This window comes from Nocardioides terrigena, from assembly GCF_003047265.1.
GTDB lineage: Bacteria > Actinomycetota > Actinomycetes > Propionibacteriales > Nocardioidaceae > Nocardioides > Nocardioides terrigena.
The window spans coordinates 730982-757155 of record NZ_PZYY01000001.1 but is presented as its reverse complement, the minus strand read 5'-3'; the positions used below and the strand labels follow the sequence as shown (position 1 = coordinate 757155).

The window sequence follows — 26174 nt, the reverse complement described above, 5'->3', positions numbered from 1 at the left end:
GGCGACACTGGGGCCCATGACCGAGCTCCCGCGCAAGGCCTTCTCCCGCAGCGCCCGCCTCGCCGCCCTGCCGCTGGGCTACGCAGGGCGTACGGCGGTGGGCTTCGGGCGCCGGTTGGGCGGCGCGCAGGCCGACACGGTGCTCACCGACGTGCAGCAGCGCACGGCCGAGCAGCTGTTCAAGACGCTCGGCGAGCTCAAGGGCGGGGCGATGAAGTTCGGCCAGGCCCTGAGCGTCTTCGAGGCCGCCCTGCCCGACGAGCTGGTGGCGCCCTACCGGGAGAACCTCACCCGCCTCCAGGACGACGCGCCGCCGATGCCGACCCAGACGGTGCGCGACCAGCTCACCACCCACCTCGGGCCCGACTGGGCCGACGACCTGGTCTGGCTCGACGGCGGCCCGACCGCCGCGGCCAGCATCGGCCAGGTCCACAAGGGGCGGTGGAAGGACGGTCGCGATGTCGCCGTCAAGGTGCAGTACCCCGGCGCCGGCGAGGCGCTGATGGGAGACCTGCGCCAGATCGCCCGGGTCGCCCGCAGCATCGCCCCGGTCTTCCCCGGGATCGACATCAAGCCCCTGGTCGCCGAGCTCCAGGCCCGGGCGGCCGAGGAGCTCGACTACACGCTGGAGGCCGAGGCCCAGCGGTCCTTCGCCGCGGCCTTCCTCGACGATCCCGACTTCGTCATCCCCGACGTCGTCGCCGTGGGCGGCGAGGCCCTGGTGACGGAGTGGCTCGAGTCGCCGTACTCACTGGCACACGTCATCCGCGAGGGCACGCAGGAGGAGCGTGACCACTACGGCGAGCTGCTCGCCCGCTTCCTCTTCGTCGGTCCGGCGCGTGCCGGGATGCTCCACGCCGACCCGCACCCGGGCAACTTCCGACCGATCCCCGGACCCGACGGCGAACCCGGCCGGCTGGGCATCCTCGACTTCGGGGCGGTCGCCCGGCTCCCGCAGGGGCAGCTGCCGGAGGCGATGGGCCGGCTGATCCGGGTGGCCGTGGACGCCGACCCCGACTCCCTGGTCGCCGGGCTGCGCGAGGAGGGCTTCATCAAGGACAAGGTGCAGGTCGACCCGCAGCTGGTCCTGGACTACCTCTCCCCCTTCATCGAGCCCGCGCGGGTGGAGACGTTCCGCTTCAGCCGCGAGTGGATGCGCGCCCAGTTCGAGCGGATCAACAACCCCCGCGACCCGGCCTTCACGCTGGCGACCAAGCTCAACCTGCCGACGTCCTACCTCCTCATCCACCGCGCGTGGCTGGGCGGCCTCGGCCTGCTCAGCCAGCTCGAGGCCGAGGCACCGTTCCGGCAGATCCTGGTCGACCACCTGCCGGGCTTCGACACCGACTGAGACCGCTGCCCCCTCGACGGGCCGAGGCACGACGCGGTCCGGCGCGCCGTGCCACGATGCCCCCATGGACCCCGCCGCCGCCCTGGCCCGCTGGCACGCCGTCGTGGAGAGCCGTGACGCGGCTGGGCTGCCCGCCCTGATGGCCGAGGACGCGGTCTTCCGCAGCCCCGCGGTGCACACGCCGCAGCAGGGCCGCGACACCGTCGTCGGCTACCTGACGGCCGCGTTCACGGTGCTGGGCCCGCAGCTCGCCTACGACCGCGAGTGGCTGGGCGAGGACAGCGCCGTGCTGGAGTTCCGCACGGAGGTCGGCGGGCTCCAGGTGCACGGCATCGACATGATCACCTGGGACGCGCAGGGGCTGATCACCGACTTCACCGTCATGGTCCGTCCGGCGAAGGCCCTCCAGGTCGTCGTAGAAAACATGGGCGCCGAGCTGATGCGGATGCTCGAGGCGTCCGCCGACTGACCCGCGTCAGTCGCCGACCCAGAAGCCGCGACCGCCGCCCATCCAGTCGCCGAAGTGGTCGCGGTAGGACGAGCGCGAGCCGAGGTAGGACCCCACCACCGCCGCCCCGAGGTCGTCGAGCTCGGGGCTGACCATCTGCCCGTCCACCCGCCTGGCCATCGACTCGATGAAGCGCGCCAGCCCGGGGTCCTCCCCCAGCCGGAAGAACGTCGCCTGGGCGCCGAGGCGCTGCGCGTTGTCGAGCTCGCGGACCGCGTTGGCGATGGTCACCGGGTGCGGCGGGTAGTCGAAGAACACCTCGCCGTCGGCCTCGAGGTGCGCGGTGGGCTCACCGTCGGTCACGACGAGGAGCACCGGCTGGGCGCTGGGGTGCTTGCGGAAGTGACGGTTGGCCAGCAGCAGCCCGTGGTGCAGGTTGGTGCCCTTCTCCCACTGGGCGTCCAGCGCGGTCAGCTGCTCGATCTCCATCACCCGGGCGTGCCGACCGAAGGCGATCAGCTGGAGCGCGTCGCCGCGGAACCGCGAGCTGACCAGCTGGTGCAGGGCCAGGGCGGTGCGCTTCATCGGCACCCAGCGACCGTCCATGGCCATCGAGAACGACGTGTCCACCAGCAGCGCGACCGCAGCCTGGGTGCGCGCCTCGGTCTCCTGCACCTCGACGTCCTGGACCTGCAGGCGCACGGGCAGGGTCGGCCCGCCCTCGCCCGAGGACCGCACGATCGCGTTGGTGATGGACCGGGTCACGTCCCACGGCTCGGTGTCGCCGAACTCCCAGGCCCGCGTCGCACCGGACAGGTCCCCCGCCGCCCCGGCGTGCCGGGTCTCGCGCTGGCCCTGCCGCCCGCTCATCCGGGTGGCGACGTCGCGCAGCAGCGCCTTGCCGAGCTGGCGCATCGCCTTGGGCGAGAGCCGCAGCTCGCCGTCGGAACCGCGCTGGAGGTAACCGGTGTCGCGCAGCGCGCGCTCGAGCTCGCTCAGCGTCCGGGCGTCCACGGCCGCCTGGTCGCCGAGCTGGCGGGCCAGGGCGTCGAGGTCGACGTCGTCCATCCGCGCGCCGCCGTACGACTGTGAGAGCTGGTCGGCGAGCTGGTCGAGCTCGGCGAGGTCCTGGAGCGCGCCGGTGCCGTCGCCGAGGCCGAGGCCCTGCTCGCCCTCGAACCGCTCGGACCCGCCCCAGTCCTCACCGGGGCGCAGCGCCTGCAGGTTGGCGTCCATCCGGGCCAGCTGCTCGCCGAGCTCGGGCGAGCCGAAGGCCTGCTGCGAGAGCTCCATCAGCTCGGCCCGCTGCTCGGGCGTCATCGAGGCCATCATCCGCTGCGCCGCGGCCGCGCGCTGGGCCAGCGAGTCGAGCAGCTCGTCGATGTTGTCGGGCTGCTCGGGGAAGAAGTCGCCGTGCTTGTCCATGAAGTCACGGAAGTCCTGCTCGGTGCCCTCGCCCCTCGCGTGCTTCTCCAGCAGCTCGTTGAGGTCGCCGAGCATCTCGTTGACGGCGGCCCGGTCCTCGTCGGTGGCGCCCTCGAGCGCCTGCTTCATGCCGGCGAAGCGCTGGTCGAGCAGCTCACGGCCCAGGAGGTCCTTGATCTCCTCGTAGGCCTCGCGCGCCTCGCTGCTCTGCCAGTCGTACGACGACAGCTCGCTCACCGCGGCCGCCGTCGAGGAGGGCAGCTGGTCGAGCTGCATCTCGCGGAAGGTGCGGTCGTCGTCGTCCATCACCACGTCGCGGGCCAGCTGCCCGCGCTCGGCGAGCACCGCCTTGTCGAGCAGCTCGCGCACCTGCTGCATCGTGCCGTCGAGGTTGTTGCGGCGCAGGATGTCGCGCCGCCGCTCGGCGACCTGGCGGGCGAGGTCGTCGAGCCCACGCTGGTCCTGGCCGCCCCGGCGCAGGAACTCGCGCATCGCCCGCTCCGGCGAGTAGCCGGCCATCACGTCCTGGCCGATGTGGTCGAGCGCCTCGGCGAGGTCGACGGGGGCCGCCAGCGGGTCGCCGCCGTCGTACCGGCGGTAGCGGCTCATCGCAGCACCTTGCGCATCCACACGTCGTCGGGCCACGGGTCGCCCTCGACCCGCTCGACGACCTCGAAGCCGTGCGCCCGGTAGAAGCCGAAGGCCTGCTCGTTGCCGTCGACGACCTCCAGCCACAGCTCGTCCCCCTCGACGAGGGCCTCGACCTCGCACAGCAGCCGCCGACCGATGCCCAGGCCCTGGTGACCGGGGTGGACGTAGAGCTTCCACATCACCTCACGGTCCCCGGTGACGTGGGGGAAGTCCCGGTAGGAGGCACGGAGCCGGCCGATGTTGGCCATCGCCACCACCTGCCCGTCGAGCTCGGCGAGCACGTGGGCGTTGCGCGCGAGCGAGGCGGCGAAGACCTCCGGGGTCCACCACTCGTCGAGCATGCGCTGCGCGTACGCCGCGTCGATGGGGCCGTAGGTCGGTGGCACGACCGCCTCGCCGAGGGCCCGCAGCGCGGGGATGTCGGCGAGGTCCGCGGGACGGAGGGTGACGGAGACGGTCTCAGCCATAGACGGTCTCCCGGCCGCCGGTCTCCTTGCCCACCTTGCGGGCGAGGTAGAGCCCCTCGAGGGCGAGCTCGATCGCCGAGGCGCGCTCGCCGTCGTCGGTGGCGCCGAGCCGGTCGGTGACCTGGTCGTAGAGGTCGGACTCGCCGAGCACGGGCAGCCCGGCCAGGAAGTCCCGGGCGCTGACCTGCTCACCGGTGGTGACCATGGACCCGGCCTCGATCGCGTCGACGAGCAGCGCCAGGTCGATGCCGCGCAGGTGCTGGCGGACCGTCTCGGCGATCGCCGTGCGCAGCAGGTGGGTGAGGATCTCGCCCTCGCGCCCCTCCTCCCCCGACTCGAACTCGACCTTGCCGCCCAGCACGTCGACGGCCGTCTCGAGGTCGACGACCCGGGCCACCGGACGGTCCTCGCCCTGGACGGTCGCTCGGTGCAGGGCGGCGGCCGCGATGGTCTCGGCACCGGCGATGGCGAAGCGGGCGCTGACGCCCGAGCGCTGGTCGACGCTGCCGGAGTCGCGCAGGTTGCGGGTGAAGCGGGCCAGGATCTCCACGATGTGGTCGGGCACGTGGGCCTGGAGGACGGCCTCCTGCCGGATCACCCGGATCTCCGCGTCCAGCTCGGTCGGGTAGTGGGTGCGGATCTCGGCACCGAAGCGGTCCTTGAGCGGGGTGATGATGCGCCCGCGGTTGGTGTAGTCCTCCGGGTTGGCGCTGGCCACCACGAGGACGTCGAGCGGCAGCCGCAGGACGTAGCCACGGATCTGGATGTCGCGCTCCTCCATCACGTTGAGCATCGCCACCTGGATGCGCTCGGCGAGGTCGGGCAGCTCGTTGATGGCCACGATGCCGCGGTGGCTGCGCGGGATGAGCCCGAAGTGGATCGTCTCCGGGTCGCCCAGCGAGCGACCCTCGGCGACCTTCATCGGGTCGACGTCGCCGATCAGGTCGGCGACGGACGTGTCCGGGGTCGCCAGCTTCTCGGCGTACCGCTCGTCGCGGTGACGCCACGAGACCCGCAGGTCGTCGCCGTACGTCGCCGCGGCCTGCCGCGACTGGACCGTGATCGGCTCGTAGGGGTGCTCCCCGAGCTCGGAGCCGGAGATCACCGGCGACCACTCGTCGAGCAGCCCGACCAGGGTCCGCAGCAGGCGGGTCTTGCCCTGGCCACGCTCGCCGAGGAGCACGACGTCGTGGCCGGCGATGAGGGCCCGCTCGAGCTGCGGGATGACGGTGTCCTCGAAGCCGTGCAGGCCCGGCCACGGGTCGGTCCCGTCGCGCAGCCGGGCGAGCAGGTTGTCGCGGAGCTCGTGCCGCAGGGTCTTGAGCTCGTGCCCGGAGGCACGGAGCTCGCCGACGGTGGCCGGCAGCTGGGTGGACAGTGAAGTCTCGGTCACCCCCTCAACGCTAGTCCGGCGCACAAGGCCGGATCCGGGAGCAACGGTCCCACCGGTCGGGACCAACGGCCCTGCTGGGGAGGGACCTGACGACCGACCATGGAGACTAGGCCCTGCGCGGACGTCGCCGGCAGGGGCACGGAGACGACGACTCGGAGATGTGCCATGGGCGAGCTGATGGAGCTGAGCCGCAGCGAGTGCGAGACCCTGCTCCGACGGGGCGTGATCGGACGGGTCGCGATCGCCACCCCGACCGGGCCGCACGTCATGCCGCTGAACTACTCGGTCAGCGGCAGCTCCGTGGTCGTCTGCACCACGCCCTACAGCATGCTCGGCACCTACGGGCGCGACAGCATGCTGGCCTTCGAGATCGACCATTTCGAGCACCCGCGGCAGCGCGGCTGGAGCGTCGTCGTCCGCGGCCGCGCCGAGGCCGTCGAGGACCAGGACGAGCTGCGCACCCTCGTCCGCGTGCTGCCGCGACCGTGGGCCGCCGGACGGCGCTCGCTCTACCTCCGCATCCCCCTCACCGAGGTGACGGGGCGTCGTCTGGGCGACGGCTGGGACCTCGAGGAGACCCTGCCGGTGCGCCGGGTCCTCTGATGCAGGTCCCGACGACCGAGGCCTCCTCGCCCGACGGGATGACGCCACGCGCCGACCACGCCACACTGGCCGGATGACGACGCCCGCAGACCCCAGCGGACACCCCGCCCTGACCGGACCCGCCCAGGCACTGCTCGACGCGGTGACCGCGATCTCCAGCGACCTCGACCTCGCCAGCGTGCTCACCCGGATCGTGACGGCGGCGACCCAGCTGACCGACGCGCAGTACGGCGCGCTCGGCGTGCTCGGCTCCGACGGCCGGCTGGTCGAGTTCCTCACCACCGGGCTGGACGACGAGACCCGGGCGCTCATCGGCGACCTTCCGCAGGGCGACGGCATCCTCGGCGTCATCATCTCCGAGCCCGAGGGCCTGCGCCTGGTCGACCTGGCGGCCCACCCGAGGTCGGTCGGCTTCCCGCCCCACCACCCGCCGATGACGACGTTCCTCGGCATGCCGGTGCGCATCCGGGGCACCGTCTTCGGCAACCTCTACCTGACCGAGAAGCGCGGCGGCCGGCAGTTCACCGCGGAGGACGAGCAGCTGGTCGAGGCGCTCGCCCGCACCGCCGGCCTCGTCATCGACAACGCGCGCGCCTACGGCCTGAGCGAGCGGCGCCGGCGCTGGCTCGAGGCCACCGCCGAGATCGGGGCCGACCTCCAGCCCCCGGTCCAGCTGGAGAGCGCGCTGGGCAAGATCGTGCGCACGGCCCGCATCGTGTCGGGTGCCCGCGCGACGGTGCTGCTCGCCGCCGACTCGCCCGACGACGACACCGTGTCGGCCGATGCCGGGGACCACGCCCTCGTGCACGCGCTGACCGAGCAGGTCCGCAGCGGTCCGCCCCTCGACGTGACCGCTCCACCGCTGCTGCTCAAGGTCGGCTGCCTCGACGCGGTGGTGATCCCGGTCCGTGCCCACCTGGCGCCGGTGACCGCGCTGGCCGCCGTCTTCGACCGCACGTCCCCGCTCCACGAGGCCAACGAGCGGGAGATGCTGGCGACCTTCGCCGACCAGGCCGCGCTGGCCCTCGACCGGGGACAGGCCGTGACCGACCGCCAGGAGCTCGCCCTCCTCTCCGACCGGGAGCGCATCGCCCGCGACCTGCACGACGTGGTCATCCAACGGCTCTTCGCCACCGGGCTGCAGCTCCAGGGGGTCGCGTCCATGGCGTCGTCACCCGAGGTCGCGCGCCGGCTGGACGAGACGGTCTCCACGCTCGACGACACCATCAAGGCGATCCGGGGCACGATCTTCGAGCTCGAGAACAAGCAGCAGTCCTCGTTGCGGGCGGAGATCCGCAACCTGGTGCGCGAGTACGTCCCCGTGCTCGGCTACACCCCGGCGGTGCGCACCTCCGGTCCCATCGACACGGCGGTCCCCGCGGCCGTCGCCGACCAGCTGCTGCCGGTGCTCCGCGAGGCCATCTCCAACGTCGCCCGGCACGCCCTCGCGGAGCGGGCGGAGGTCGACGTCCAGGTGACCGCCCAGGAGCTGGTGCTGACGGTCTCCGACGACGGGTCCGGACTCCCCGACGCACCCCACGAGAGCGGCCTTCGCAACGCGCGACGCCGGGCCGCCGACCTGGGCGGCTCACTGGAGCTCTCGCCGGGGTCCCCCCGCGGTACGACGCTCGTCTGGCGCGTCCCGCTCGACTGAGGGTTTCGAGGCTCGCTGCGCTCGCACCTCAACCACCGAGGGGCCCGGACATGACAAGACCCGCCCGGTCTCCCGGGCGGGTCTGTAGGGGGGTCCTGTCAGGTCACTTCAGGACGGGGTACTTCTGCACCAGGCTGGTCTTGCGCCACTGGCGACCGAGGCCCCAGGTGGCACCCGCTGCGGCGAAGAAGAGCACGGCCATCGAGATGACACCGATGAGGTGGTCGTCGACGATCGGGTTGTTCTCCAGCGGCAGCACCGCGAGGTACATGAACGCGTACATCAGGGCACCGGCTGCCGTGCCGATCCGCATGCCCACCCCGAGGAGGAGGGTCACGCCGATGCCGAGGAGACCGAGCATGAAGAGCCAGTCGACCCAGGCCTGTCCGGCCATCGAGTTGAACATCTCCTTGAACGGGTTGTCCGCCGGCACGCCGAAGGAGAGGAACCCCTCGGTCGGGCTGCCGCCGTTGATCCAGGCCGCGTCGCCGAAGTAGTCGACGGCTCCGGTCTCGTCCTTGCCGGTGGCGAAGCCGAGGGCGAAGGTCTTGTCGAGGAACGCCCAGAGGAACGTGAAGCCGAAGGCGATCCGCAGCGCGGCGATCGCACGGTCCAGGCCGGTGGCCGTCTCCGCGGTCTCCGACGTGGTGACGCCCTCGGTGGTGAGGTGGTGGTGACGATGGATGACGGCCATGACGAGCCCCTTCACAGGTAGGTGGTGCCGGTTGTCCTTGCACCTCCACTCTCGCGCCGGGACCGGGGTCGGGGGCAGGGGACGAGGTCCCCACCGCGACGCCGAAGGTCCCCCCGGCCGGGGGCCCCCTAGGTCCCGGGACCCAGCAGCTTGGAGGCCAGGACCGCCGCCTGCGTACGCCGCTCGAGGCCGAGCTTGGCGAGGATGCTCGACACGTAGTTCTTGACCGTCTTCTCGGCGAGGAACATCCGCTCGCCGATCTGGCGGTTGGTGAGTCCCTCCGCGATCAGGCCGAGCAGCTTGAGCTCCTGCTCGGTGAGCTCCGCGAGCTCAGGGGCGGTCGCCGGACCGTTGCGCACCCGCTCCAGCACCCGGGCGGTCAGCGCCGGGTCGATGAGCGAGTTGCCGGCCGCGACCTGGCGCACCGCCGTGACGAGGTCGCTGCTGCGGATCTCCTTGAGGACGTAGCCGGAGGCGCCGGCCATGATCGCCGCGAAGAGCGCCTCGTCGTCGTCGTACGACGTGAGGATCAGGGCGCGGATCGTCGGGTCGACCGCACGCACCGCCCGGCACACCTCGATCCCCGAGCCGTCCGGGAGGCGGCCGTCGAGCACGGCGACGTCGGGACGCAGCGCCGGGATCCGGGCCGTGGCCTCGACCGCGGAGGCCGAGTCGCCCACCACCTCGATGTCGTCCTGGCGCTCGAGGAGGAACCGCAGTCCCTCGCGTACGACGTCGTGGTCGTCGAGCAGGTACACGCGGATCGGCTGGGTCACGGGGCCCATTCCAGCAGATCCGCGCGTCCGGCGTGCGGCGCTCGACGTACGCCGCGTGGCGCCACGACCCGCACAGGCCCCCGTGCGGCCGCACTGGCCCTGTTGGGTCATGGCGTCCCGCAGGGGCGGGGCGGACGATGGTGGGAACGAAGGAGGCGCAGCATGTCACTCGCCCACAGCGGGGTCGCGTTGATGCTCCCGGTCACCGACGTGGACCGCGCCACCCGGTTCTACCAGCAGTCGCTCGGGCTCGAGTTCACCGGAACCAACGACGAGGGCAGTGCGATGTTCGCCGTGGGGAGCGACGCTCAGCTCGTGCTCCTGCCCCGTCCCGAGAGCAAGCCGTCCGAGAGCACGGCGATGAGCTTCGAGGTCGACGACGTCACCGCGGAGATCCGCACCCTGGAGGGTCGCGGGGTCGTCTTCGAGGACTACGACCTGCCCGACCTGAAGACCGTGGACCACGTCTGCGAGTTCGGCGACGAGAAGGCCGCGTGGTTCAAGGACCCGGACGGCAACGTCCTGTGCCTGCACGAGGACCTGACCTGACACGGCCCTGACACGGCCCTGACGGGTGCCTCAGAGGTCGACCGCGCCGTCCACGGACTCGCGGATCAGGTCCGCGTGCCCGGCGTGCCGGGCGTACTCCTCGACCATGTGCACGAGGATCCAGCGCAGCGTCGCCACGGAGCCGTCGCTGCGAGCCCGCCTGCCCGGCTGGTCGAGACCACCGGCGGCCAGCGCCTCGTCGAGCGCCGCGTCGGACCTGGCCACCTCCGCGTCGTACATCGCCCGCAGCTCCTCGGGGCTGTCGTGCCGTGCCGAGCTCCAGTCCCAGTCCTCGTCGGCCTCCCAGTCGACGTCGGCCCAGAAGCCCACCGGTGGCCGGTCGTGCAGCGCGATGGTGAACCACCACTGCTCCACGAAGGCGAGGTGCTTGACCATCCCGCCCAGCGTCATCACGGCCGGGTGGCCGGGGATCGTCGCGGCCAGCTGCGCGGCGTCGAGTCCCGCAGTCTGGGTGCGGATCGTGTCCCGGTAGTAGTCGATCCAGCTCCGGAGCATGGTGACCTCGTCGGCGGCGAACGGCGGGTTGCGCGGATAGCTCGACATGGCGGGCACGCTAGCGGGGCGGAGCGGCCACGGCACCCGGGTTTCGGTCCGTCGGTATCGGTCCCGCGGTATCGGTCCCGCGGTCGTAGGGTCGACCGGGTGAACCTCACCCGTCCCTGCCCGTGCGGCTCGGGCGCGGCGTACGACGCGTGCTGCGGCCCGCTGCACCGCGGCACCGCCCTCGCCTCGACCCCCGAGCAGCTGATGCGGTCGCGCTACTCGGCGTACGCGCTCGGCGAGCTCGACCACGTCTTCCGCACCTGGCACCCGCGCACCCGCCCGGACGACGTGACGCCGGCGCCCGGGCTCACGTGGACCCGGCTCGAGGTGCTCGACGCGACCGGTGACGAGGTGGAGTTCCGCGCGCACCACCTCACGCCGGACGGCCCGGGGGTGCTGCACGAGCGCAGCGTCTTCGAGCTGCGCGGCGGGCGCTGGGTGTACGTCGCCGCCGTCGGCTGACAAGGCGGTGTTGCGCAGGTGCGCAGCTCTGGGGCGGCCTCGACAGGCCTTCCCTGCGCACCCGCGCAGGGAACCCGCCCAGGCCACCCGACATACCTGCGCACGTGCGCAGGTGACCGCGCCCGATCGGCGACGCCGAGGTGCAGCGTCAGCCCGCGGCGGCTCCCGTCACTGCGGCGACCGGTCGGTGAGGCAGTAGGAGAGCCCCGCCGGGTCGGCCATCACGGTCCACGCCTCGTGCTCGGCGACCAGCCGCGCGCCGAGCGAGGCGTGCCGGACGACCTCGCGGTCGCGCGAGCTGCACGCCACGTCGAGGTGGGCCCGCGCAGCGCCGGCCTCGTCGTCGAGACGCTGGAGCAGGATCCGCAGGGCCTGTCCGTCGGGCCGGGCGAGGCGCTCGAACTCACGGAACGACGAGCCCGTCCGCTGCCAGCCCAGCAGCTCCTGCCAGAAGCCGGTCTCCGCGTCGTACGACGATGCGGGCACGTCGAGGCAGACCTGGTCGACCAGGCTCCTGGACAGGTCCGGCCAGCGGGCGGGCGGCGCCGGCCGGGAGGCCGGGTGGGTGACGAGGCAGAAGGTCAGCCCGCCGGGCGACTCGAGGACGACGTACCCCTGGTCCACGACCTCGGTGGCGCCCAGCACCACCGCACGGTCGGCCTCGGCGCGCGGGTCGTCCACGTGCACGTCGAGGTGGATCCGGGCCTCCCCGGTCGCGAGCCGCTGCATGCGCAGGTGGTCGTCGGCGTCGTCGCCCGGGTCGAGGGTGAGGAACTCGTCGTCCGCGCCGCGGCGCGGGGACGTCGACCACCCGGTGACGGCGGACCAGAAGGACACCGTCTCCTCGAAGCGGTCCGCGGGCACGTCGATGAAGGCGCTCAACCAGAACACGTGCCGACCCTAGACACCCGGGGCCGGCACGTCACTGGTCACAGGGTGGGTCCCTGACCCCGCAGCTTGTCGACCTCGGACATCGCGTCGCGCAGCTGGCCGAGCCACTCGTCGGCGTGCTCGCCGACCAGGCGGACCGACCACGCCAGCGCGTCGGAGCGCGACCGGGCGACACCGGCGTCGACGAGGGTGTCGAGCACCTGCCGCTCCGGCTGGCGCAGCCGCGTCATGACCGGGGCGGCCACGTGGGTGAAGAGCGCCGTGGTGCCGCCGAGGCTGGCGCCCCACGAGACCTTGCGCTGGTAGCGGGACTCGGCCTCGAGCGCGATCTCGATCCGCTGCTCGCGGGTCTCGGACCGGAAGCGACCGATCCGTCCCTCGGCCTCGGCGGGCGAGAGGTCCCCCTCGGCGGCCAGCGTGCCGATGACCACGATCTCCTCGCGGTCCACGCTGACCTCCACGCCGTCGAACCAGCCGTCGGGCAGCCGCCCGGCGAACCAGTCCTGGGCGTCGTCGGCATCCGGCAGGTCCGCGACCTGCCAGCCCCCGCGGCGCCCGCGGCCTTCGCCGCGTCCGCGGCCCTCGCCGCGGCGTCCGCGGCCTCGTCCGGTGTTGTCATCGGTGGCGTTCATCCTGATCTCCTTGCTGTCATTACATGATTACATCGTAACAACATACGAGACCGCGAAACATTCCCGACCGCGGCAGGGGATCTCAGACCCAGCGCTCCCCGACGCGTTCGACCGTGCCCGTGCCGGAGGTCAGCGCCGCCACGTGTGCCTCCACCACCGTCGGGTCGGTCGACCCGAGCAGCAGCCGCACCGTGGCGGCGTACTCCACGTCCAGCACCTCCACGCCCCGTGTCCTCAGCTCGCTCTCGATCCGCCCCGCGTCGGTGTGGCCGACCACCAGGGCGAGCTCGGTGAGCAGGACCCGGCGCCGGGTACCCGCCTCCACGAGCGCGCCCCGGACCGCGTCGCCGTACGCCCGCACGAGGCCGCCGGCGCCGAGCAGGGTGCCGCCGAACCACCGGGTGACCACCGCCGCGACGTCCGAGACGCCGGCGCCGCGGAGCACCTCCAGCATCGGGGCCCCGGCCGTGCCGGCGGGCTCCCCGTCGTCGCTCGAGCGCTGCAGCTCCGAGCGCGGGCCGATGACGAACGCCGAGCAGTGGTGCCGGGCGTCCCAGTGCTGCGCGCGGAGCTCGGCGACCACGGCACGCGCCGCGTCCTCGTCGTCCACCCGGCGCAGGGTGCACAGGAAGCGGGAGCGCTTCACCTCGACCTCGGCGGTCGCGTCCCGCGCCAGGGTGAGGTACGACGTCACGGAGCGGGGTCCGCGAGCCGCTCCTGCTCGGGCACGGCCGCGGGCTCGGGCTCGGGGTCGGGCTCGGCCACGACGGCGGGCGCGGGCTCCTCCCACGACACCGACACCTTCTCGAAACCCTTGTGACGCTGCATCCGGGCGTACGAAGCGTAGGCGCGGCGGTCCGCCGGCGTGAGGTCGACCGCGTCCGTGAACGGGGTGAGCAGGGCCCGGGGGTAGAGCTCGCGGGCGATGACGACGTTGATCTCCATGGCCAGCACCGCCATCACCGCGCCGATGAAGAGGAAGCCGACGAGACCGAGCACGAGTCCGAAGGTCTTGGTCATCGCCGTCGTGCCGACCAGGACCTCGGAGACGTAGAGCGCGCCACCGAGCTGGAGCAGCTGGAACATGACCGCGAGGGAGAAGCCGCCGGGTGCGGCCCGGCGGAAGCTGTGCTGCCCGGTCGCGGCGAAGCGGAAGAGCACCGTCAGCCCGACGCCGACGACGAGCACCGTCACCAGCTGCAGCAGCCAGCGCTCCCCCTGCTCGAAGAACGTCGTCGTGGTGCTCGCGACCGTCGACAGGACCGAGACCCCGAGCAGCGCGAAGCCCGCGGTGAGGAGCAGGAGGAGGCTCTTGAGCCGGGAGTAGAAGGGATTCGGCCGGGAGTTGCGCGGCACGGACCAGGCCACGTGCATGGCGTTCTGCAGCGACTGGGCCAAGCCCAGCGCGCCGTACAGGGCGGCCAGGGTTCCGAAGGCCACGCCGGCCGCCGATCCGCGCAGGCCCTCGGGACGGCCGAGCTGGTCGCCGATGATCGGGAACTGAGCGAGGGCGGAGTCGAGGATCTCCTCCTGCCACTCCGGCTTGGCCCCGAGCACGAAGCCGAGGATCGAGGTGCCCAGCAGCATCAGGGGGAAGATCGCGACGAACGCGTAGTAGGTCAGCATCGCGGCCAGGTAGTTGCCCTGGTCGTCGAAGAACTTGTAGACGACCGCGAGCGGGAACCCGACCACCGGGTGCCTCCGCTGGAAGCCGTCGGCCTTGTCCACCACGCTCACGGCAGCACGCTACCGGGGCGGGTGCAGCATCCGGGTCACCAGACGCCGAGCAGGTCCCCTCCGAGTCGGACGACGAAGCCCGCGACCACGACGAGGAAGAAGATCCGCACGAACCTCGCACCCCGGGCGACGGCCACGCGGGCCCCGACGTACCCGCCCACGATGTTGGCCGCGGCCATGGCCAGGCCGAGCTTCCACATCACCGCCCCCATCGGGATGAAGACGACGAGCGCGGCCAGGTTGGTGGCCCAGTTGGCGAGCTTGGCCTTGGCCGACGCCTCGAGGAAGTTGTAGCCGAGCAGTCCCACGAGCGCGAAGACGAAGAACGACCCGGTGCCGGGCCCGATCGCCCCGTCGTAGAAGCCGATCGCGAGACCGGTGACGGCGACCGCCGAGACGTGGGTCCCGCCGCTGAAGCGCAGGTTGGTCAGCGTGCCCACCGACGGCTTGAACCAGACGTAGGCGCCGACGAGGACGAGGACCACCAGGATGATCGGGTCGAAGGCGCTGCGGGGCAGCATCGAGGCCACGAAGGCCCCGCCCAACGACCCGGCGAAGGCCGCCAGCATCAGGGGCAGGAAGGTCCGGGGGTCGGGCCGGACCCGGCGGTAGTACGTCGCCGCGCTGATCGAGGTGCCGCAGAAGGACGCGAGCTTGTTGGTCGCCGCGATCTGCACCACCGAGGCGCCGGGGAGGCCGATGAGCAGGGCCGGGAGCTGGATGAGGCCGCCGCCACCGACCACCGCGTCCACGAAGCCGGCGGCCAGGGCCGCGAGCATCAGGAGGAGCACGGTCTCGGTCGTCGGCTCCACACCGTCACCCTAGGCTGGAGCGCGTGCGCATCGTCTCCCTGCTCCCCTCGACCACCGAGATCCTCTTCGCGATCGGGGCGGGTGATGACGTCGTCGGAGTGACCTTCGAGTGCGACCACCCCGCCGAGGCCCGCGGGCGCACGATCGTGTCCACGAGCGCGATGCCGGAGGGGCTGACCCCGCGCGAGATCGACGACTTCGTGGCCGCCGCGATGGAGCGTGGCGACGACCTCTACCACCTCGACGAGGGCGCCCTCGCCGGCCTGGACGCCGAGCTGGTGGTCACCCAGGACCTGTGCGCGGTGTGCGCGGTCGACGTGTCCGTGGTCGACGACGCGCTGGCCCACCTCGGCTGCACCGCCGAGGTCCTGACGATCGACCCCCACACCCTCGCCGAGGTGCTGGAGTCGGTCCGGGTGCTCGGCCGGGCCACCGGCCGCGAGGTCGAGGCCGACGCCCTCGTGCAGGAGACGCACCGGCGTCTCGCGGACGTCGTACGACGCGTGGGCACCCGCCCGCGGCCCCGCGTCGTGCTGCTGGAGTGGACCGACCCACCGTTCGCGCCCGGCCACTGGATCCCCGAGATGGTCGACCTCGCCGGCGGGGACCCGGTGCTCGGCACCGCCGGCGAGAAGAGCGTGCGCATCACGTGGGAGGACGTCCACGCCGCGCGCCCCGACGTCGTCGTGGTGGCGCCGTGCGGCTACGACCGCGAGGGGTCGCAGGCGCTCGCCGACGAGCTGGTCGCGTCGGGCGTGCTCCCCGAGGGGGTGCCCGTGCACGCCGTCGACGCCAACGCCTCGTGGGCGCGCCCCGGCACCCGCCTCATAGACGGGATCGAGGAGCTCGCCGAGGAGCTCTCGTCGGTCGTCAGGACCGCGTGACCGGCTGCACCACGACGGTGTCGTAGCCCTCCGGCACCGGCTCGCCGTAGCCCGGGCAGAAGAGGTCGCCCTCCTGCTCGGGGGCCAGCTCCTCGGTGGAGTTGCACCGGACCGTGGCCAGCGCCTCACCCTCGGCGACGAAGACGAACTCGAAGAGCGCGGAGCGCGCCTCGTCGCCGTCGTTGACGACGCGGGCCCGCACCAGCGGGTGCGTCTGCTCCTCGAGCGCGACGGTCTCGGTGATCGTGTCGTACTCCCAGCCGGCGGGGACGGTGAAGCCGTTCCAGGAGAACTTCTCGCCCACCTCCACGTCGACGGGGGCCTCGGGGTCGACCGGCTCGTCCTCGCTGCAGGCGACGGCGGACAGCGCGAGCACCGGGGCGAGGAGCAGCGCGGCGGCGCGCGTGCGGGCGCGGCGGGTCACGTGGGAACGCATCCGCCTCAGCCCTTCGCCAGCTGGGCCAGCAGGTCCTGCCGGGTGATGACCCCGACGGGCTTGCCGTCCTCGTGGACGAGCGCCGCGTCGGCCTTCTCCAGCAGGTGCACGGCCTCGCGGGCCGGGGACGTGGAGCCGATCGACGGCAACGGCGCCGACATGTGGTCCTCGACCGGGTCGGTCAGCTTGGCCGTCCCGGCGAAGAGCGCGTCGAGCAGCGCCCGCTCGGAGACCGAGCCGGCCACCTCCGCCGCCACGATCGGCGGCTCGGCGCGGACCACGGGCATCTGCGAGACGCCGTACTCCTGGAGGATGTGGACCGCCTCGGCGATCGTCTCCGAGGGGTGCGTGTGCACCAGGTCGGGCAGCCGCCCGGACTTGCCGCGCAGCACCTCCCCCACCGTGCGCGAGTCGGAGTCACCCTCGGTGGCGAAGCCGTACTGGCCCAGCCACGCGTCGTTGAAGACCTTGGTGAGGTAGCCGCGGCCGGAGTCGGGCAGCAGGACGACGATCACCGCGTCGTCGCGGCCCTCGGCCGCGAGCTCGTGGGCGAGCTGGCGCGCGGCGTACGCCGCCATCCCGGACGAGCCGCCGACCAGCATGGCCTCCTCGCGGGCGAGGCGGCGGGTGAAGGCGAAGGAGTCGGCGTCGGAGACCTCGATGATGCGGTCGGCGATCGACCTGTCGTAGGTCTCCGGCCAGAAGTCCTCGCCCACGCCCTCGACGAGGTAGGGGCGCCCGCTGCCACCGGAGTAGACCGATCCGGCCGGGTCGGCACCGATCACCTGGATGTCGGGGTTCTGCTCCTTGAGGTAGCGACCGATGCCGCTGATCGTGCCGCCGGTGCCGACGCCCGCCACGAAGTGGGTGATCCTGCCGTCGGTCTGCTCCCAGATCTCCGGACCGGTGGTCTCGTAGTGGGAGCGCGGGTTGTGCGGGTTGGAGTACTGGTCGGGCTTCCAGGCGCCGGGCTGCGAGGCGAGGCGGTCGGAGACGTTGTAGTAGGAGTCCGGGTGCTCGGGCGCGACCGCCGTCGGGCAGACGACGACCTCGGCGCCGTACGCCTTGAGCACGTTGCGCTTGTCCTCGCTGACCTTGTCGGGGCACACGAAGATGCACTTGTAGCCCTTCTGCTGGGCCACCATCGCCAGCCCGACACCGGTGTTGCCGGAGGTCGGCTCCACGATCGTCCCGCCGGGCTGCAGGGCGCCGGAGGCCTCGGCGGCCTCGATCATGCGCGTCGCGATGCGGTCCTTCACGGACCCGCCGGGGTTGAGGTACTCCACCTTGGCGAGCAGCAGGGGTCCCGATCGGGGGCCGTCTGCGGGGGTGGGCAGGTCCAGGGAGCGGTCGAGCCGCACCAGCGGGGTGTCGCCGATGAGGTCGAGCAGGGAATTCGCGTACTTCACCCTGCCAATCTAGCCAGATACCGGCCCGTAACATGAAGTCGTGGGAACCGCAGCCGCCGCTCGCAAGCTCGCCTCCGCCGCCGCCTTCGGTGGCGGAGGCCTCTCGGTGCTGGGTGCCGGCCTGTACGGCGTGCTGGTCGCCGAGGCCAAGCTCGCCCGCCGGACGATCGGCATCATCACCGAGGAGCCGCCGCCCGACGCGACCGGCTGGTACGGCCGAGGCCGGCCCGGCCCGGCGATCCGGATCGCCCTGCTCGGTGACTCGAGTGCCGCCGGCTACGGCGTGGAGCGCGTCGAGGACACGCCCGGTGCCCACCTGGCCAGCGGGGTCGCGGCGCAGGCCCACCGGCGCGTGCACCTGCGCGAGCACGCGGTGGTCGGCGCCCAGTCCAGCCACCTGGCGAGCCAGGTCGACGCGGCGCTCGCGACCCACCCCGACGTCGCCGTCATCCTCATCGGTGCCAACGACGTGACCCACACCGTCACCCCGTCGCAGTCCGTGCGGCACCTCTCCGAGGGCGTACGCCGCCTCCGCGAGGCCGAGATCGCGGTCCTGGTCGGCACCTGCCCGGACCTCGGCACCATCAAGCCGATCGCACCCCCGCTCAAGCAGGTGGCCCGCTCGTGGTCGCGCCGGCTGGCCGCCGCGCAGACGATCGCCGTCGTGGAGGCCGGCGGGCGCACCGTCTCGATCGGGTCGGTGCTGGGCCCCGAGTTCGCCGCCGCACCGGCCCTGCTCTTCGGCCCCGACCAGTTCCACCCCAGCGCCGACGGCTACCGCCAGCTCGCGGCAGTGCTCATCCCCTCCACGCTGGCCGCGCTCGGGCTCGGCCCCGACGACGAGGCGCTGCCCGAGGCCTTCCGCGGGGAGGGCGTCATGCCCGTGGCCGCCGCGGCCGCCCGGGCAGTCGAGAACCCCGGCACCGAGCTCGACGGCACCGAGGTGTCCGGGTCGCAGCGCGGGCTGCGCGGCCGGTGGGTCGAGCTGCGCCGTCGTCGCCGCCGTCCCGGCGGGGAGACCGAGTCGCCGGAGACCTCGGAGGGCGAGGCCCCCCAGGAGGCTCCCCAGGACGCCCGGGCGGACGGCGTACCCGACCCCGGACAGCATGACGCCGGCCCCTCGTCCGAGGACGAGAGGCCGGCGGAGATGCGGTGACCCGGTCCGGGTCGATCGATCAGTCCTGCGAGAAGATCGCGAGGATCCGGAGCAGGTTGGTGTAGATCCAGACGAGGCTGACGGTCAGCGCGAACGCCGCACGCCACGACTCGCTCTCGGGGAGGCCGGCGGCCACGCCCTTCTCGACGAAGTCGAAGTCGAGGATCAGCATGAACACACCGAGCACCAGGCCGCCGACGGCGAAGAGCAGGCCCATGCCGCCGAAGCCGAAGAAGCCGATCTGGTTGCCGAAGAAGCCGAGCACCATCTCGAGCAGGCCGAGCGCCAGCATGCCGAACATGGCAGCGACGACGAACGTGCGGAACCGGGTGCCGACCTGGATGTTGAAGAACTTGTAGGTCGCCAGGGTGCCGGCGAAGGCGGCGAAGGTGCCGATCACGGCCTGCACCACGATGTCGTAGCTGACACCGGCCACCAGCGGGAGGAACTTGGAGAACGCGCCGAGGAAGACACCCTCGAGCGCGGCGAACGCGATCACCAGCGCGGGGCTGATGACCCGCTTGAACGAGTTGACCAGCGACAGCGCGAACGCGCCGAACGAGCCGACCATGAGCGCGAGGTAGAGCTTGTTGATCGCGTCGGGGTTTTCCGTCCCGGCCTCGGTGATCGAGTCACCGGTCCAGAACCAGGTCGCGGCCGCGGCGAGGACCACCACGAACAGCGTGACGGCGGTCTTCTGCACGACGCTGTCGACGGTCATCCGACCGCCGTCGACCTCGGGGGTCGTCGGCGTGCCGGTGCCCCACTGGGACGGGTCGGTCTGGCCGTAGCCGGACTGGGGCGCCTGGGCGTAGCCCTGCTGGGTCTGGCCGCCGCCGGCGTAGGTCTGGTTGCCGTAGGCGTTGGAGCCCGTGCCGTTGAACTGCTCGGACCGGGCGAAGATGGGGTTGTTGCTCTTCATGTGGTCTCTCCTTGGAGGCCGGTGTGGATGCACCCACCTTACTCAGGTGCACGTCATTCCAAACGCGCGAGCGCACCCCGGTGTTCCCACGGGTCACACGCACAACCCGGAAGATCCGACGGCCCACGGCCGTCGGATCTTCCAGGGTGTGTCGCGGGCGGCGTACGACGTGGTGGTGCCCCGACTGGGACTCGAACCCAGACTGCGCGGTTTTTAAGACCGCTTCCTCTGCCGATTGGGATACCGGGGCGCTACAGGTAGGTCTGGCGAGCGTAGATCGCGTGGGCTCCCGCCGCGCGGTCGAGGAACAACAGGCCGTCGCAGTGGTCGATCTCGTGCTGGAGGGCGCGGGCCTCGAAGGCGTTGGCCTCGAGCACGACCTCCTCCCCCGTCCCCGGGAGCTGGCCGCGGACGACCACCCGGCTCGGGCGCTTCACGTCGCCGGTGAGGTCGGGGACGCTCATGCAGCCCTCGCGGGCCTTCTCGTTGCGGCTCGACTCCACGACCTCGGCGTTGCAGAGCACGAAGGTGCCGTGGTGGTCGCGGGTCTTCGGGTGCGCGGAGACGTCGACGCAGAAGACCTTGACCCCCTCCCCCACCTGCGGGGCGGCGAGGCCGACGCATCCCGGCGAGACCCGCATGGTGGCGACGAGGTCGGCGGCGAGCTGCACGACCTCGGGCGCGGTCGGGTCGACCCGGCCGCCGTCGGTCGACAGCACCCGGGCCGGAGCGCGTACGACGTCGCGGACGCGCCCGACGACGTCGAGGTCGGCCTCGGACCAGGCCGCCACTCGTGGGTGGGTGGTCACAGCTCGTCGGACTCCGCGGGCCGCAGGGTCACGCCGACGCCGAGCTGGTCGGCCACCGACCGGAGTGCCACCGCGAGGGCGTCGGTGTCGACCGACGCCGGGAGGTCCAGCTCGGCGATGAGCAGGTAGAGCTCGCCGGCCAGGCGGGTGGTCAAGTCGGTGACGTTGCCGCCCACCTCGGCCACCTCGCCGATGACGGCCGACACGATGCCGGGCCGGTCACCGCCGTGCACGGTGAGCACCCACTGGGTGCCGACCAGTCCCTGGGGTTGCTGGTCGGGCAGCTCGCGGACCGTGACGGTCAGGCTGCCGTCGGCGGCCAGCGGAGCCAGCGCCTCCTCGACCTCGGTGGCGCTCGCACCGCCCGCGCACACCAGTGTCATGGCGAAGTGACCCCGCAGCAGCGTCATCGTCGAGTCCTCGAGGTTGAGGCCGAGCCCGGCGATCCGGTCGGTCGTCCCGGCGATGATCCCCGGACGGTCGTGGCCGAGGACGGTGATGGCGAGGAGGGTCACCGAGGCATTGTGTCAGCGCCCGCCGGCCCTGCCGCCAGCGCCTGCGCCCGGCGGAACACCCCGTCGAGCATGTCCGGCGCCAACCGGCCGGTGAAGGTGTTGTGCTGCGACGGGTGGTAGCTCCCGAGCAGGGTCACGCCGCCGATGCCCACCTCGGCGGCGTGCCCGAAGCGCGGCCGCGGCCGCGGCACGTCGAGGCCCAGCCCGGCCAGCCCGGTGAGCGCTCCCGCCCACCCGTAGGCGCCGAGGGCGACGACCACGCGGACGTACGGCGCGAGCAGCCGCAGCTCGGTGTGCAGCCAGGGGGCGCAGGTGTCGCGCTCCTCCGGCGTCGGCTTGTTGTCCGGGGGCGCGCACCGCACCGTGGCGACCATCCGGGTGTCGAGGAGGCGCTGCCCGTCACCCGCGTGCGTGCTGGTCGCCATGGTCGCGAGCCCGACCCGGTGCAGGCTGGCGAAGAGCCAGTCGCCGCTGGAGTCGCCCGTGAAGACCCGGCCGGTGCGGTTGCCGCCGTTGGCCGCGGGCGCGAGCCCGACGACCAGGATCCGGGCCCGGGGGTCACCCCACCCGGGGATGGGGCGGCCCCAGTAGGGCTGGTCGGCGAACGACGCCCGCTTGTCGCGGGCCACGTCCTCGCGCCAGCGCACCAGCCGCGGGCAGGCCGAGCAGACGCTGACGCGCGCCTCGAGCTCGGCGAGGTCGTCGGTCGCCGCGAGGCGTCGTACGCCGCCGGCGGAGCGCGCCGCCCGTGTGCCTGGAGCCGCGGGGTCCTCGGGCCAGCCGGTGCCCGGCGGCACCGGGGAGGGGAACGCCTGCCCGGTGAGCGGGTGCGGGAGGTCGACGGCACCCACGAGCGGCCTCGCTCAGGACCCGGTCGACGAGCCGATGGAGGCCGCGATGCCGTGCAGGATGTCCGCCTCGGAGACGCGGTAGGTCGGCACCGTGGCACGCGCCAGGATGCCGGTCCAGACGAGGGCCCCGGCCGCGACCACGTCGGCGCGCCCCGGGTGCATGTAGGGCAGCGCACGGCGCTCGGCGACGCTCATCGCCACCAGCCGGTCGCAGTAGTCGAGCGTGTCCGCGATGGAGAGCTCGGCGCCGTCGAAGGCGTCGCGGTCGTAGGCCGGCAGGTCCAGGACGCCGCACGCGATCGTCTTGATCGTCCCCGAGGTGCCGATGACCGTCCGGGCGAGCTCGACCTCGAGGCCGGACCCGTCGAGGTGGCGCACGACGTCGGCGACGCACTCGGTGACCTGCTCGACGGTCGGCGGGTCGGAGTGCAGGTGCCGCTCGTGCAGGCGCACCGACCCGATGTCCATCGACGTCGACTCCTGCGGTCCGTCCTCGCCCATTACCAGCTCGGTCGAGCCACCGCCGATGTCGACGACCAGCACCGGCTCGGGCGGCATCGGGGACAGCGCGCCGATCGCGCCGGCGTACACCAGGGCGGCCTCCTCGGGCCCGGACAGCACCTGCGGGGTGACGCCGAGGCGGGCGCGGACCCCCTCGACGAAGACGGCGGCGTTGCGGGCGTCGCGAGTGGCCGAGGTGGCGCAGAACCGGGTGCGCTCCGGCGGCACGCCGTGCTCGCGCAGCACCCCGGCGAACTCGTCGACGGCGGAGAAGGTACGGGCCAGCGCCTCGGCGGCCAGCTCGCCGGTGGTGTCGACGCCCTGGCCGAGCCGCACCACCCGGGAGTCGCGCAGCACGACGTCGGGCGGGGTGCCGATGAGCAGCTTGATGGAGTTGGTGCCGCAGTCGATCGCGCCGACGAGCTCAGTCATCCGAGCCGGGCCGCTCGACGCAGGGGCCGCCGGCCCACCACTCGCCCAGCAGGTCGAGGACCTCGTCGCCGAGCGGGTTGACCCCGCGGCCCTGGGCCAGGGACTGGCCGGCGAGGACGTGCAGGCACTTGACCCGGTCGGGCATCCCGCCGGCGCTGATCCCCTCGATCTCGGGGACCTCCTGCCCGGCACCTGCGCCGAGCTCGTCACGCACCGCGAGGTAGGCCTCGTGGGCGGCACGGTAGGCGGCCGCGAGCTCGGGGTCCTGGCCGAGGCGGTCCTGCATCTCCTTCATCAGGCCGGAGCCCTCGAGGGTGCCGATGCGCGAGGCCGCGCGCGGGCAGGTGAGGTAGTAGGTCGTGGGGAACGGCGTGCCGTTCGGCAGCCGCGGCAGCGTGGTCACGACATCCGGGTTGCCGCACGGGCACCGGTGCCCGATCTCGTGGATGGCGCGGGGCTCCCGGCCGAGCTGGGCCGCGACCGCGGCGACGTCGGCGGGGTCTGCTGGAGGGGTCACTGCTGTCCGGACTTGTCGAGCTTGACGCCGTCGATGACCGACGGGGTCTCGGGCTGGGGCGCGGGCGGGGTGCCCGCGAGCTCCACGGAGTCCCAGGCCGGCGACCACCAGGCGGTCGGCTCGATCCGGAGCACGTCGTCGGGGTCGTTGAGGGTGGCCTGCTGCTCGAGCGGCTGGCCGTTCTCGTCGAGCACCTGGAAGCCGGTCTCCCCGGGCATCAGGTAGCCGAAGCGGGCACGGGCCTGGGCCTTGACGTAGGCCGGGTCCTCCCAGCGCTGCTTCTCGCGCTCGAGGTCGTTGATGCTCGCCTCGCGCTCGGCGATCGCCGTCTTGAGGTCGGAGATGTGCGAGCGCTGCTGGATGTAGGCCCGCAGCGACGAGGCGTACGACACCGTCAGCACCGCCAGGACGAGCACCAGCACCGCGGCGCGCCCGGTGAGCCGGGGGCGACGCGACCTGGCGTCGGCGCCGGGGCGTGCCTCCGCCGGGGTGGTCGGTCGGGACACGGCGGACCGGCCGCGCTGCGTGCGCGAGCCGGGCCCCGTGGTCCCGCCGGGTCCACCCCGGGGAGTACGACGCTGTGGAGCCATGGGGAGCAGTCTGCCCCGATCAGCCCTTGAAACGGGGGAACGCGCCCGCGCCGGCGTAGCGAGCCGCGTCACCCAGCTCGTCCTCGATGCGCAGCAGCTGGTTGTACTTGGCCACCCGCTCGGAGCGGGCCGGCGCGCCGGTCTTGATCTGGCCGCAGTTGGTGGCGACGGCGAGGTCGGCGATGGTCGTGTCCTCGGTCTCGCCCGAGCGGTGGCTCATCATGCAGCGGAAGCCGTTGCGGTGCGCGAGGTCCACGGAGTCGAGGGTCTCGGTGAGGGAGCCGATCTGGTTGACCTTGACCAGCAGCGCGTTGGCGGACTGCTCCGCGATGCCGCGACCGAGGCGCTCCACGTTGGTGACGAACAGGTCGTCGCCGACGATCTGGGTCTTGTCGCCGAGCTGGGCGGTGAGCGTCTGCCATCCCGACCAGTCGTCCTCGTCCAGCGGGTCCTCGATGGAGACGATCGGGTAGGCCGCGACGAGCTCGGCGTAGTAGGCGATCATCTCGTCCGAGGACTTCTTCGCGCCCTCGAAGGCGTACTTCTTCTTGTCGTGGAACTCGCTGGCCGCGACGTCGAGGGCGAGCCCGAAGTCCTTGCCGAGCTTGAAGCCGGCGGACTTGATCGCCTCCGCGATCAGGTCGAGCGCGGCACGGTTGGAGGAGAGGTCGGGAGCGAAGCCGCCCTCGTCGCCGAGGCCGGTGGCGAGGCCCTTCTTCTTCAGCACGGCCTTGAGCGCGTGGTAGACCTCGGCGCCCTGCTGGAGCGCCTCGGCGAAGGTCGCGGCGCCGATCGGGGCGATCATGAACTCCTGGATGTCCACGTTGGAGTCCGCGTGGGACCCGCCGTTGAGGATGTTCATCATCGGCACCGGCAGCAGGTGCGCGTTGGGGCCGCCGACGTAGCGGAACAGCGGGAGGCCGGCCGACTCGGACGCCGCCCGGGCGGTCGCGAGCGAGGCGCCGAGGATGGCGTTGGCGCCGAGATTGGCCTTGTTGGGCGTCGCGTCGAGGTCGAGCATCACCTGGTCGACGAGGCGCTGGTCGTCGGCCTCGAGGCCCACGATCACCCCCGCGATGTCCTCGGTGACGCCCTTGACGGCCTTCTGCACGCCCTTGCCGAGGTAGCGCTTGCCGCCGTCTCGCAGCTCGACGGCCTCGAAGGCGCCGGTGGAGGCACCGCTGGGCACGGCGGCGCGACCGAACGCGCCGTCGTCGAGGAGGACCTCCACCTCGACGGTGGGGTTGCCTCGGGAGTCGAGGATCTCGCGGGCGCCGACAGCTGCGATGGATGCCACAGGTTGCTCCTGGGAAGTCGTGGGTGGGGTCACGTGCGACCTCAGCCTAGACCCGCCGCCACCCGTGCCGGCGGGGCCGTTCGGGGGCCGTCACTCCTCGGCGTCGGCGACCGTGCGGCGTACGGCGTGGCGCAGCGCCTGCTCGGGGTCGACGCCGGCGGCGCGCGACTCGGCGACCAGCGCCAGCAGCCGGTCGCCGACCTCGTCGGACGTCATGGGAGCCGGTCGCGCCGGCAACCGGTCCTCATGACGTCCCGCCCGCTCGAGGCGGTCCAGCACCTTGTCGGCCATCAGCAGCGCGGGCAGACCGGGCGGGAGCCCCTCGGTGACCGACGTCCGGTGGGACTTCTCCTGCGCCTTGCGGCGCTCCCACTCCACGTTGACCTCCTCGGCGGTGAGGGTCTCCCCGGTGGGCTCGCCGAAGACGTGGGGGTTGCGGCGGCGCAGCTTGGCCACGATGTCGGCGGCGACGTCGTCGATGGTCCACCCGCCGCGCTCCTCGGCGATCGCGGCGTGGAAGTAGACCTGGAGCAGCAGGTCTCCGAGCTCCTCGCGCAGGTGGTCCCAGTCGCCGGACAGCTCGCCCGCGTCGATCGCCTCGAGGGTCTCGTGCGCCTCCTCGAGGAGGTAGCGCGCCAGCGAGCCGTGCGTCTGCGCGGCCTTCCACGGGCACTCGGCCCGCAGCCTTCGCATCACCGCGACGAAGTCGACCAGGGACTCCCCCGACGCGGGCTCCGGTCCCACGG

30 protein-coding genes and 1 tRNA gene are annotated in these 26174 nt (G+C 72.6%); 8 read left to right on the top strand and 23 right to left on the bottom strand.

From position 1 onward, the window contains the following. The first annotated feature begins 16 nt into the window (after positions 1–16). Together DAE25_RS03530 and DAE25_RS03525 are read left to right on the top strand one after the other, a co-directional pair. Complete coding sequence (locus DAE25_RS03530; protein WP_107764796.1) at positions 17–1351, top strand: ABC1 kinase family protein; 1335 nt, start codon at positions 17–19, stop codon at positions 1349–1351. 64 nt (positions 1352–1415) lie between these two features. Further along, positions 1416–1820 carry a nuclear transport factor 2 family protein gene (locus tag DAE25_RS03525; protein ID WP_107764795.1) on the top strand — a complete coding sequence of 135 codons (405 nt, stop codon included), beginning with the start codon at positions 1416–1418 and terminating at the stop codon, positions 1818–1820. A gap of 6 nt (positions 1821–1826) precedes the next feature. On the opposite strand, the gene DAE25_RS03520 is transcribed toward DAE25_RS03525, so the two are convergent. Genes DAE25_RS03520 through DAE25_RS03510 form a run of 3 tightly spaced genes read right to left on the bottom strand, consistent with a single transcriptional unit; the run spans position 1827 to position 5735 of the window. Further along, positions 1827–3833 carry a vWA domain-containing protein gene (locus DAE25_RS03520; RefSeq protein WP_107764794.1) on the bottom strand — a complete coding sequence of 669 codons (2007 nt, stop codon included), beginning with the start codon at positions 3831–3833 and terminating at the stop codon, positions 1827–1829. Continuing rightward, positions 3830–4342 carry a GNAT family N-acetyltransferase gene (locus DAE25_RS03515; RefSeq protein WP_107764793.1) on the bottom strand — a complete coding sequence of 171 codons (513 nt, stop codon included), beginning with the start codon at positions 4340–4342 and terminating at the stop codon, positions 3830–3832. Before DAE25_RS03515 ends, DAE25_RS03520 begins: the two co-directional genes overlap by 4 nt. Continuing rightward, positions 4335–5735: a MoxR family ATPase gene (locus DAE25_RS03510; protein ID WP_199907398.1), complete on the bottom strand. Its 1401-nt coding sequence runs from the start codon at positions 5733–5735 to the stop codon at positions 4335–4337. Before DAE25_RS03510 ends, DAE25_RS03515 begins: the two co-directional genes overlap by 8 nt. A gap of 165 nt (positions 5736–5900) precedes the next feature. On the opposite strand from DAE25_RS03510, the gene DAE25_RS03505 reads away from it, so the two are divergent. Both DAE25_RS03505 and DAE25_RS03500 read left to right on the top strand, forming a co-directional pair. After that, the gene (locus DAE25_RS03505) at positions 5901–6338 is read left to right on the top strand and encodes a pyridoxamine 5'-phosphate oxidase family protein (RefSeq protein WP_056886376.1); all 438 of its coding nucleotides are present in this window, start codon (positions 5901–5903) and stop codon (positions 6336–6338) included. Positions 6339–6411: 73 nt separating this feature from the next. Continuing rightward, positions 6412–7992 carry a GAF domain-containing sensor histidine kinase gene (locus DAE25_RS03500; RefSeq protein WP_107764791.1) on the top strand — a complete coding sequence of 527 codons (1581 nt, stop codon included), beginning with the start codon at positions 6412–6414 and terminating at the stop codon, positions 7990–7992. 103 nt (positions 7993–8095) lie between these two features. On the opposite strand, the gene DAE25_RS03495 is transcribed toward DAE25_RS03500, so the two are convergent. Both DAE25_RS03495 and DAE25_RS03490 read right to left on the bottom strand, forming a co-directional pair. Beyond that, positions 8096–8686 (bottom strand): hypothetical protein, encoded by a 591-nt coding sequence (locus tag DAE25_RS03495; RefSeq protein ID WP_082599971.1) that lies wholly within the window; start codon positions 8684–8686, stop codon positions 8096–8098. Positions 8687–8814: 128 nt separating this feature from the next. Continuing rightward, positions 8815–9471, bottom strand: a complete 657-nt coding sequence (locus DAE25_RS03490) for a response regulator (protein WP_107764789.1) — start codon at positions 9469–9471, stop codon at positions 8815–8817. Between the two features lie 153 nt (positions 9472–9624). Here DAE25_RS03490 and DAE25_RS03485 point away from each other — a divergent pair, with 153 nt between their 5' ends. After that, entirely contained in the window at positions 9625–10011 is a 387-nt protein-coding gene (locus DAE25_RS03485; RefSeq protein ID WP_107764788.1) for a VOC family protein, read from the top strand. Positions 10012–10041: 30 nt separating this feature from the next. Here DAE25_RS03485 and DAE25_RS03480 read toward each other — a convergent pair whose 3' ends face one another. Then, the gene (locus tag DAE25_RS03480; RefSeq protein ID WP_107764787.1) at positions 10042–10575 is read right to left on the bottom strand and encodes a DinB family protein; all 534 of its coding nucleotides are present in this window, start codon (positions 10573–10575) and stop codon (positions 10042–10044) included. Between the two features lie 99 nt (positions 10576–10674). Here DAE25_RS03480 and DAE25_RS03475 point away from each other — a divergent pair, with 99 nt between their 5' ends. After that, on the top strand, positions 10675–11037 hold the full coding sequence (locus DAE25_RS03475; RefSeq protein ID WP_107764786.1) for a YchJ family protein: 363 nt from the start codon (positions 10675–10677) through the stop codon (positions 11035–11037). Between the two features lie 168 nt (positions 11038–11205). Here the strand turns inward: DAE25_RS03475 and DAE25_RS03470 are convergent, their stop codons facing one another. From DAE25_RS03470 to DAE25_RS03450, 5 genes are all read right to left on the bottom strand, one after another. Beyond that, positions 11206–11928 (bottom strand): VOC family protein, encoded by a 723-nt coding sequence (locus tag DAE25_RS03470; RefSeq protein ID WP_107764785.1) that lies wholly within the window; start codon positions 11926–11928, stop codon positions 11206–11208. A gap of 38 nt (positions 11929–11966) precedes the next feature. Then, positions 11967–12560 (bottom strand): hypothetical protein, encoded by a 594-nt coding sequence (locus DAE25_RS03465; protein WP_325050360.1) that lies wholly within the window; start codon positions 12558–12560, stop codon positions 11967–11969. A gap of 82 nt (positions 12561–12642) precedes the next feature. Beyond that, on the bottom strand, positions 12643–13254 hold the full coding sequence (locus DAE25_RS03460) for a YigZ family protein (protein ID WP_107764784.1): 612 nt from the start codon (positions 13252–13254) through the stop codon (positions 12643–12645). Then, complete coding sequence (locus tag DAE25_RS03455; RefSeq protein ID WP_107764783.1) at positions 13251–14297, bottom strand: YihY/virulence factor BrkB family protein; 1047 nt, start codon at positions 14295–14297, stop codon at positions 13251–13253. Before DAE25_RS03455 ends, DAE25_RS03460 begins: the two co-directional genes overlap by 4 nt. Positions 14298–14332: 35 nt before the next feature. Next, positions 14333–15109: a sulfite exporter TauE/SafE family protein gene (locus DAE25_RS03450; protein WP_325050359.1), complete on the bottom strand. Its 777-nt coding sequence runs from the start codon at positions 15107–15109 to the stop codon at positions 14333–14335. A gap of 23 nt (positions 15110–15132) precedes the next feature. Between DAE25_RS03450 and DAE25_RS03445 the strand changes: the two genes are divergently transcribed. Beyond that, complete coding sequence (locus DAE25_RS03445; RefSeq protein WP_107764782.1) at positions 15133–15993, top strand: cobalamin-binding protein; 861 nt, start codon at positions 15133–15135, stop codon at positions 15991–15993. On the opposite strand, the gene DAE25_RS03440 is transcribed toward DAE25_RS03445, so the two are convergent. Both DAE25_RS03440 and DAE25_RS03435 read right to left on the bottom strand, forming a co-directional pair. After that, the gene (locus DAE25_RS03440; protein WP_107764781.1) at positions 15980–16429 is read right to left on the bottom strand and encodes a hypothetical protein; all 450 of its coding nucleotides are present in this window, start codon (positions 16427–16429) and stop codon (positions 15980–15982) included. The genes DAE25_RS03445 and DAE25_RS03440 overlap by 14 nt on opposite strands. A gap of 5 nt (positions 16430–16434) precedes the next feature. After that, the gene (locus tag DAE25_RS03435) at positions 16435–17838 is read right to left on the bottom strand and encodes a cystathionine beta-synthase (protein WP_107764780.1); all 1404 of its coding nucleotides are present in this window, start codon (positions 17836–17838) and stop codon (positions 16435–16437) included. Between the two features lie 40 nt (positions 17839–17878). Here DAE25_RS03435 and DAE25_RS03430 point away from each other — a divergent pair, with 40 nt between their 5' ends. After that, entirely contained in the window at positions 17879–18994 is a 1116-nt protein-coding gene (locus DAE25_RS03430) for an SGNH/GDSL hydrolase family protein (protein ID WP_107764779.1), read from the top strand. Positions 18995–19013: 19 nt separating this feature from the next. Here DAE25_RS03430 and DAE25_RS03425 read toward each other — a convergent pair whose 3' ends face one another. From DAE25_RS03425 to DAE25_RS03380, 10 genes are all read right to left on the bottom strand, one after another. Beyond that, entirely contained in the window at positions 19014–19916 is a 903-nt protein-coding gene (locus DAE25_RS03425; protein ID WP_107764778.1) for a Bax inhibitor-1/YccA family protein, read from the bottom strand. 173 nt (positions 19917–20089) lie between these two features. Continuing rightward, positions 20090–20166, bottom strand: a tRNA-Leu gene (locus DAE25_RS03420). A gap of 1 nt (position 20167) precedes the next feature. Next, the gene (locus tag DAE25_RS03415) at positions 20168–20707 is read right to left on the bottom strand and encodes a peptide deformylase (RefSeq protein ID WP_107764777.1); all 540 of its coding nucleotides are present in this window, start codon (positions 20705–20707) and stop codon (positions 20168–20170) included. 14 nt (positions 20708–20721) lie between these two features. Further along, complete coding sequence (locus tag DAE25_RS03410; RefSeq protein WP_107764776.1) at positions 20722–21240, bottom strand: glycine cleavage system protein R; 519 nt, start codon at positions 21238–21240, stop codon at positions 20722–20724. Further along, positions 21237–22091, bottom strand: a complete 855-nt coding sequence (locus DAE25_RS03405) for a uracil-DNA glycosylase (RefSeq protein WP_107764775.1) — start codon at positions 22089–22091, stop codon at positions 21237–21239. The genes DAE25_RS03410 and DAE25_RS03405 overlap by 4 nt, the downstream gene beginning before the upstream one ends. 12 nt (positions 22092–22103) lie before the next feature. Beyond that, entirely contained in the window at positions 22104–23024 is a 921-nt protein-coding gene (locus DAE25_RS03400) for a Ppx/GppA phosphatase family protein (RefSeq protein ID WP_107764774.1), read from the bottom strand. Beyond that, on the bottom strand, positions 23017–23541 hold the full coding sequence (locus tag DAE25_RS03395) for a DUF501 domain-containing protein (RefSeq protein ID WP_107764773.1): 525 nt from the start codon (positions 23539–23541) through the stop codon (positions 23017–23019). Before DAE25_RS03395 ends, DAE25_RS03400 begins: the two co-directional genes overlap by 8 nt. Beyond that, entirely contained in the window at positions 23538–24131 is a 594-nt protein-coding gene (locus DAE25_RS03390) for an FtsB family cell division protein (protein ID WP_107764772.1), read from the bottom strand. Before DAE25_RS03390 ends, DAE25_RS03395 begins: the two co-directional genes overlap by 4 nt. A 19-nt stretch (positions 24132–24150) precedes the next feature. Then, complete coding sequence (eno, locus tag DAE25_RS03385) at positions 24151–25428, bottom strand: phosphopyruvate hydratase (RefSeq protein WP_107764771.1); 1278 nt, start codon at positions 25426–25428, stop codon at positions 24151–24153. Between the two features lie 90 nt (positions 25429–25518). Further along, a complete protein-coding gene (locus DAE25_RS03380) occupies positions 25519–26172 on the bottom strand; it encodes a MazG family protein (RefSeq protein WP_234410817.1) in 654 nt (217 codons plus the stop codon). Positions 26173–26174: the final 2 nt, after the last annotated feature.

Coding starts and splice junctions, on each gene's coding strand:
- DAE25_RS03500 (WP_107764791.1), top strand. CDS start 6,412: ATGACGACGCCCGCAGACCCCAGCGGACACCCCGCCCTGACCGGACCC.
- DAE25_RS03490 (WP_107764789.1), bottom strand. CDS start 9,471: ATGGGCCCCGTGACCCAGCCGATCCGCGTGTACCTGCTCGACGACCAC.
- DAE25_RS03495 (WP_082599971.1), bottom strand. CDS start 8,686: ATGGCCGTCATCCATCGTCACCACCACCTCACCACCGAGGGCGTCACC.
- DAE25_RS03440 (WP_107764781.1), bottom strand. CDS start 16,429: ATGCGTTCCCACGTGACCCGCCGCGCCCGCACGCGCGCCGCCGCGCTG.
- DAE25_RS03400 (WP_107764774.1), bottom strand. CDS start 23,024: ATGACTGAGCTCGTCGGCGCGATCGACTGCGGCACCAACTCCATCAAG.
- DAE25_RS03390 (WP_107764772.1), bottom strand. CDS start 24,131: ATGGCTCCACAGCGTCGTACTCCCCGGGGTGGACCCGGCGGGACCACG.
- DAE25_RS03520 (WP_107764794.1), bottom strand. CDS start 3,833: ATGAGCCGCTACCGCCGGTACGACGGCGGCGACCCGCTGGCGGCCCCC.
- DAE25_RS03485 (WP_107764788.1), top strand. CDS start 9,625: ATGTCACTCGCCCACAGCGGGGTCGCGTTGATGCTCCCGGTCACCGAC.
- DAE25_RS03530 (WP_107764796.1), top strand. CDS start 17: ATGACCGAGCTCCCGCGCAAGGCCTTCTCCCGCAGCGCCCGCCTCGCC.
- DAE25_RS03505 (WP_056886376.1), top strand. CDS start 5,901: ATGGGCGAGCTGATGGAGCTGAGCCGCAGCGAGTGCGAGACCCTGCTC.
- DAE25_RS03480 (WP_107764787.1), bottom strand. CDS start 10,575: ATGTCGAGCTATCCGCGCAACCCGCCGTTCGCCGCCGACGAGGTCACC.
- DAE25_RS03525 (WP_107764795.1), top strand. CDS start 1,416: ATGGACCCCGCCGCCGCCCTGGCCCGCTGGCACGCCGTCGTGGAGAGC.
- DAE25_RS03465 (WP_325050360.1), bottom strand. CDS start 12,560: ATGAACGCCACCGATGACAACACCGGACGAGGCCGCGGACGCCGCGGC.
- DAE25_RS03425 (WP_107764778.1), bottom strand. CDS start 19,916: ATGAAGAGCAACAACCCCATCTTCGCCCGGTCCGAGCAGTTCAACGGC.
- DAE25_RS03515 (WP_107764793.1), bottom strand. CDS start 4,342: ATGGCTGAGACCGTCTCCGTCACCCTCCGTCCCGCGGACCTCGCCGAC.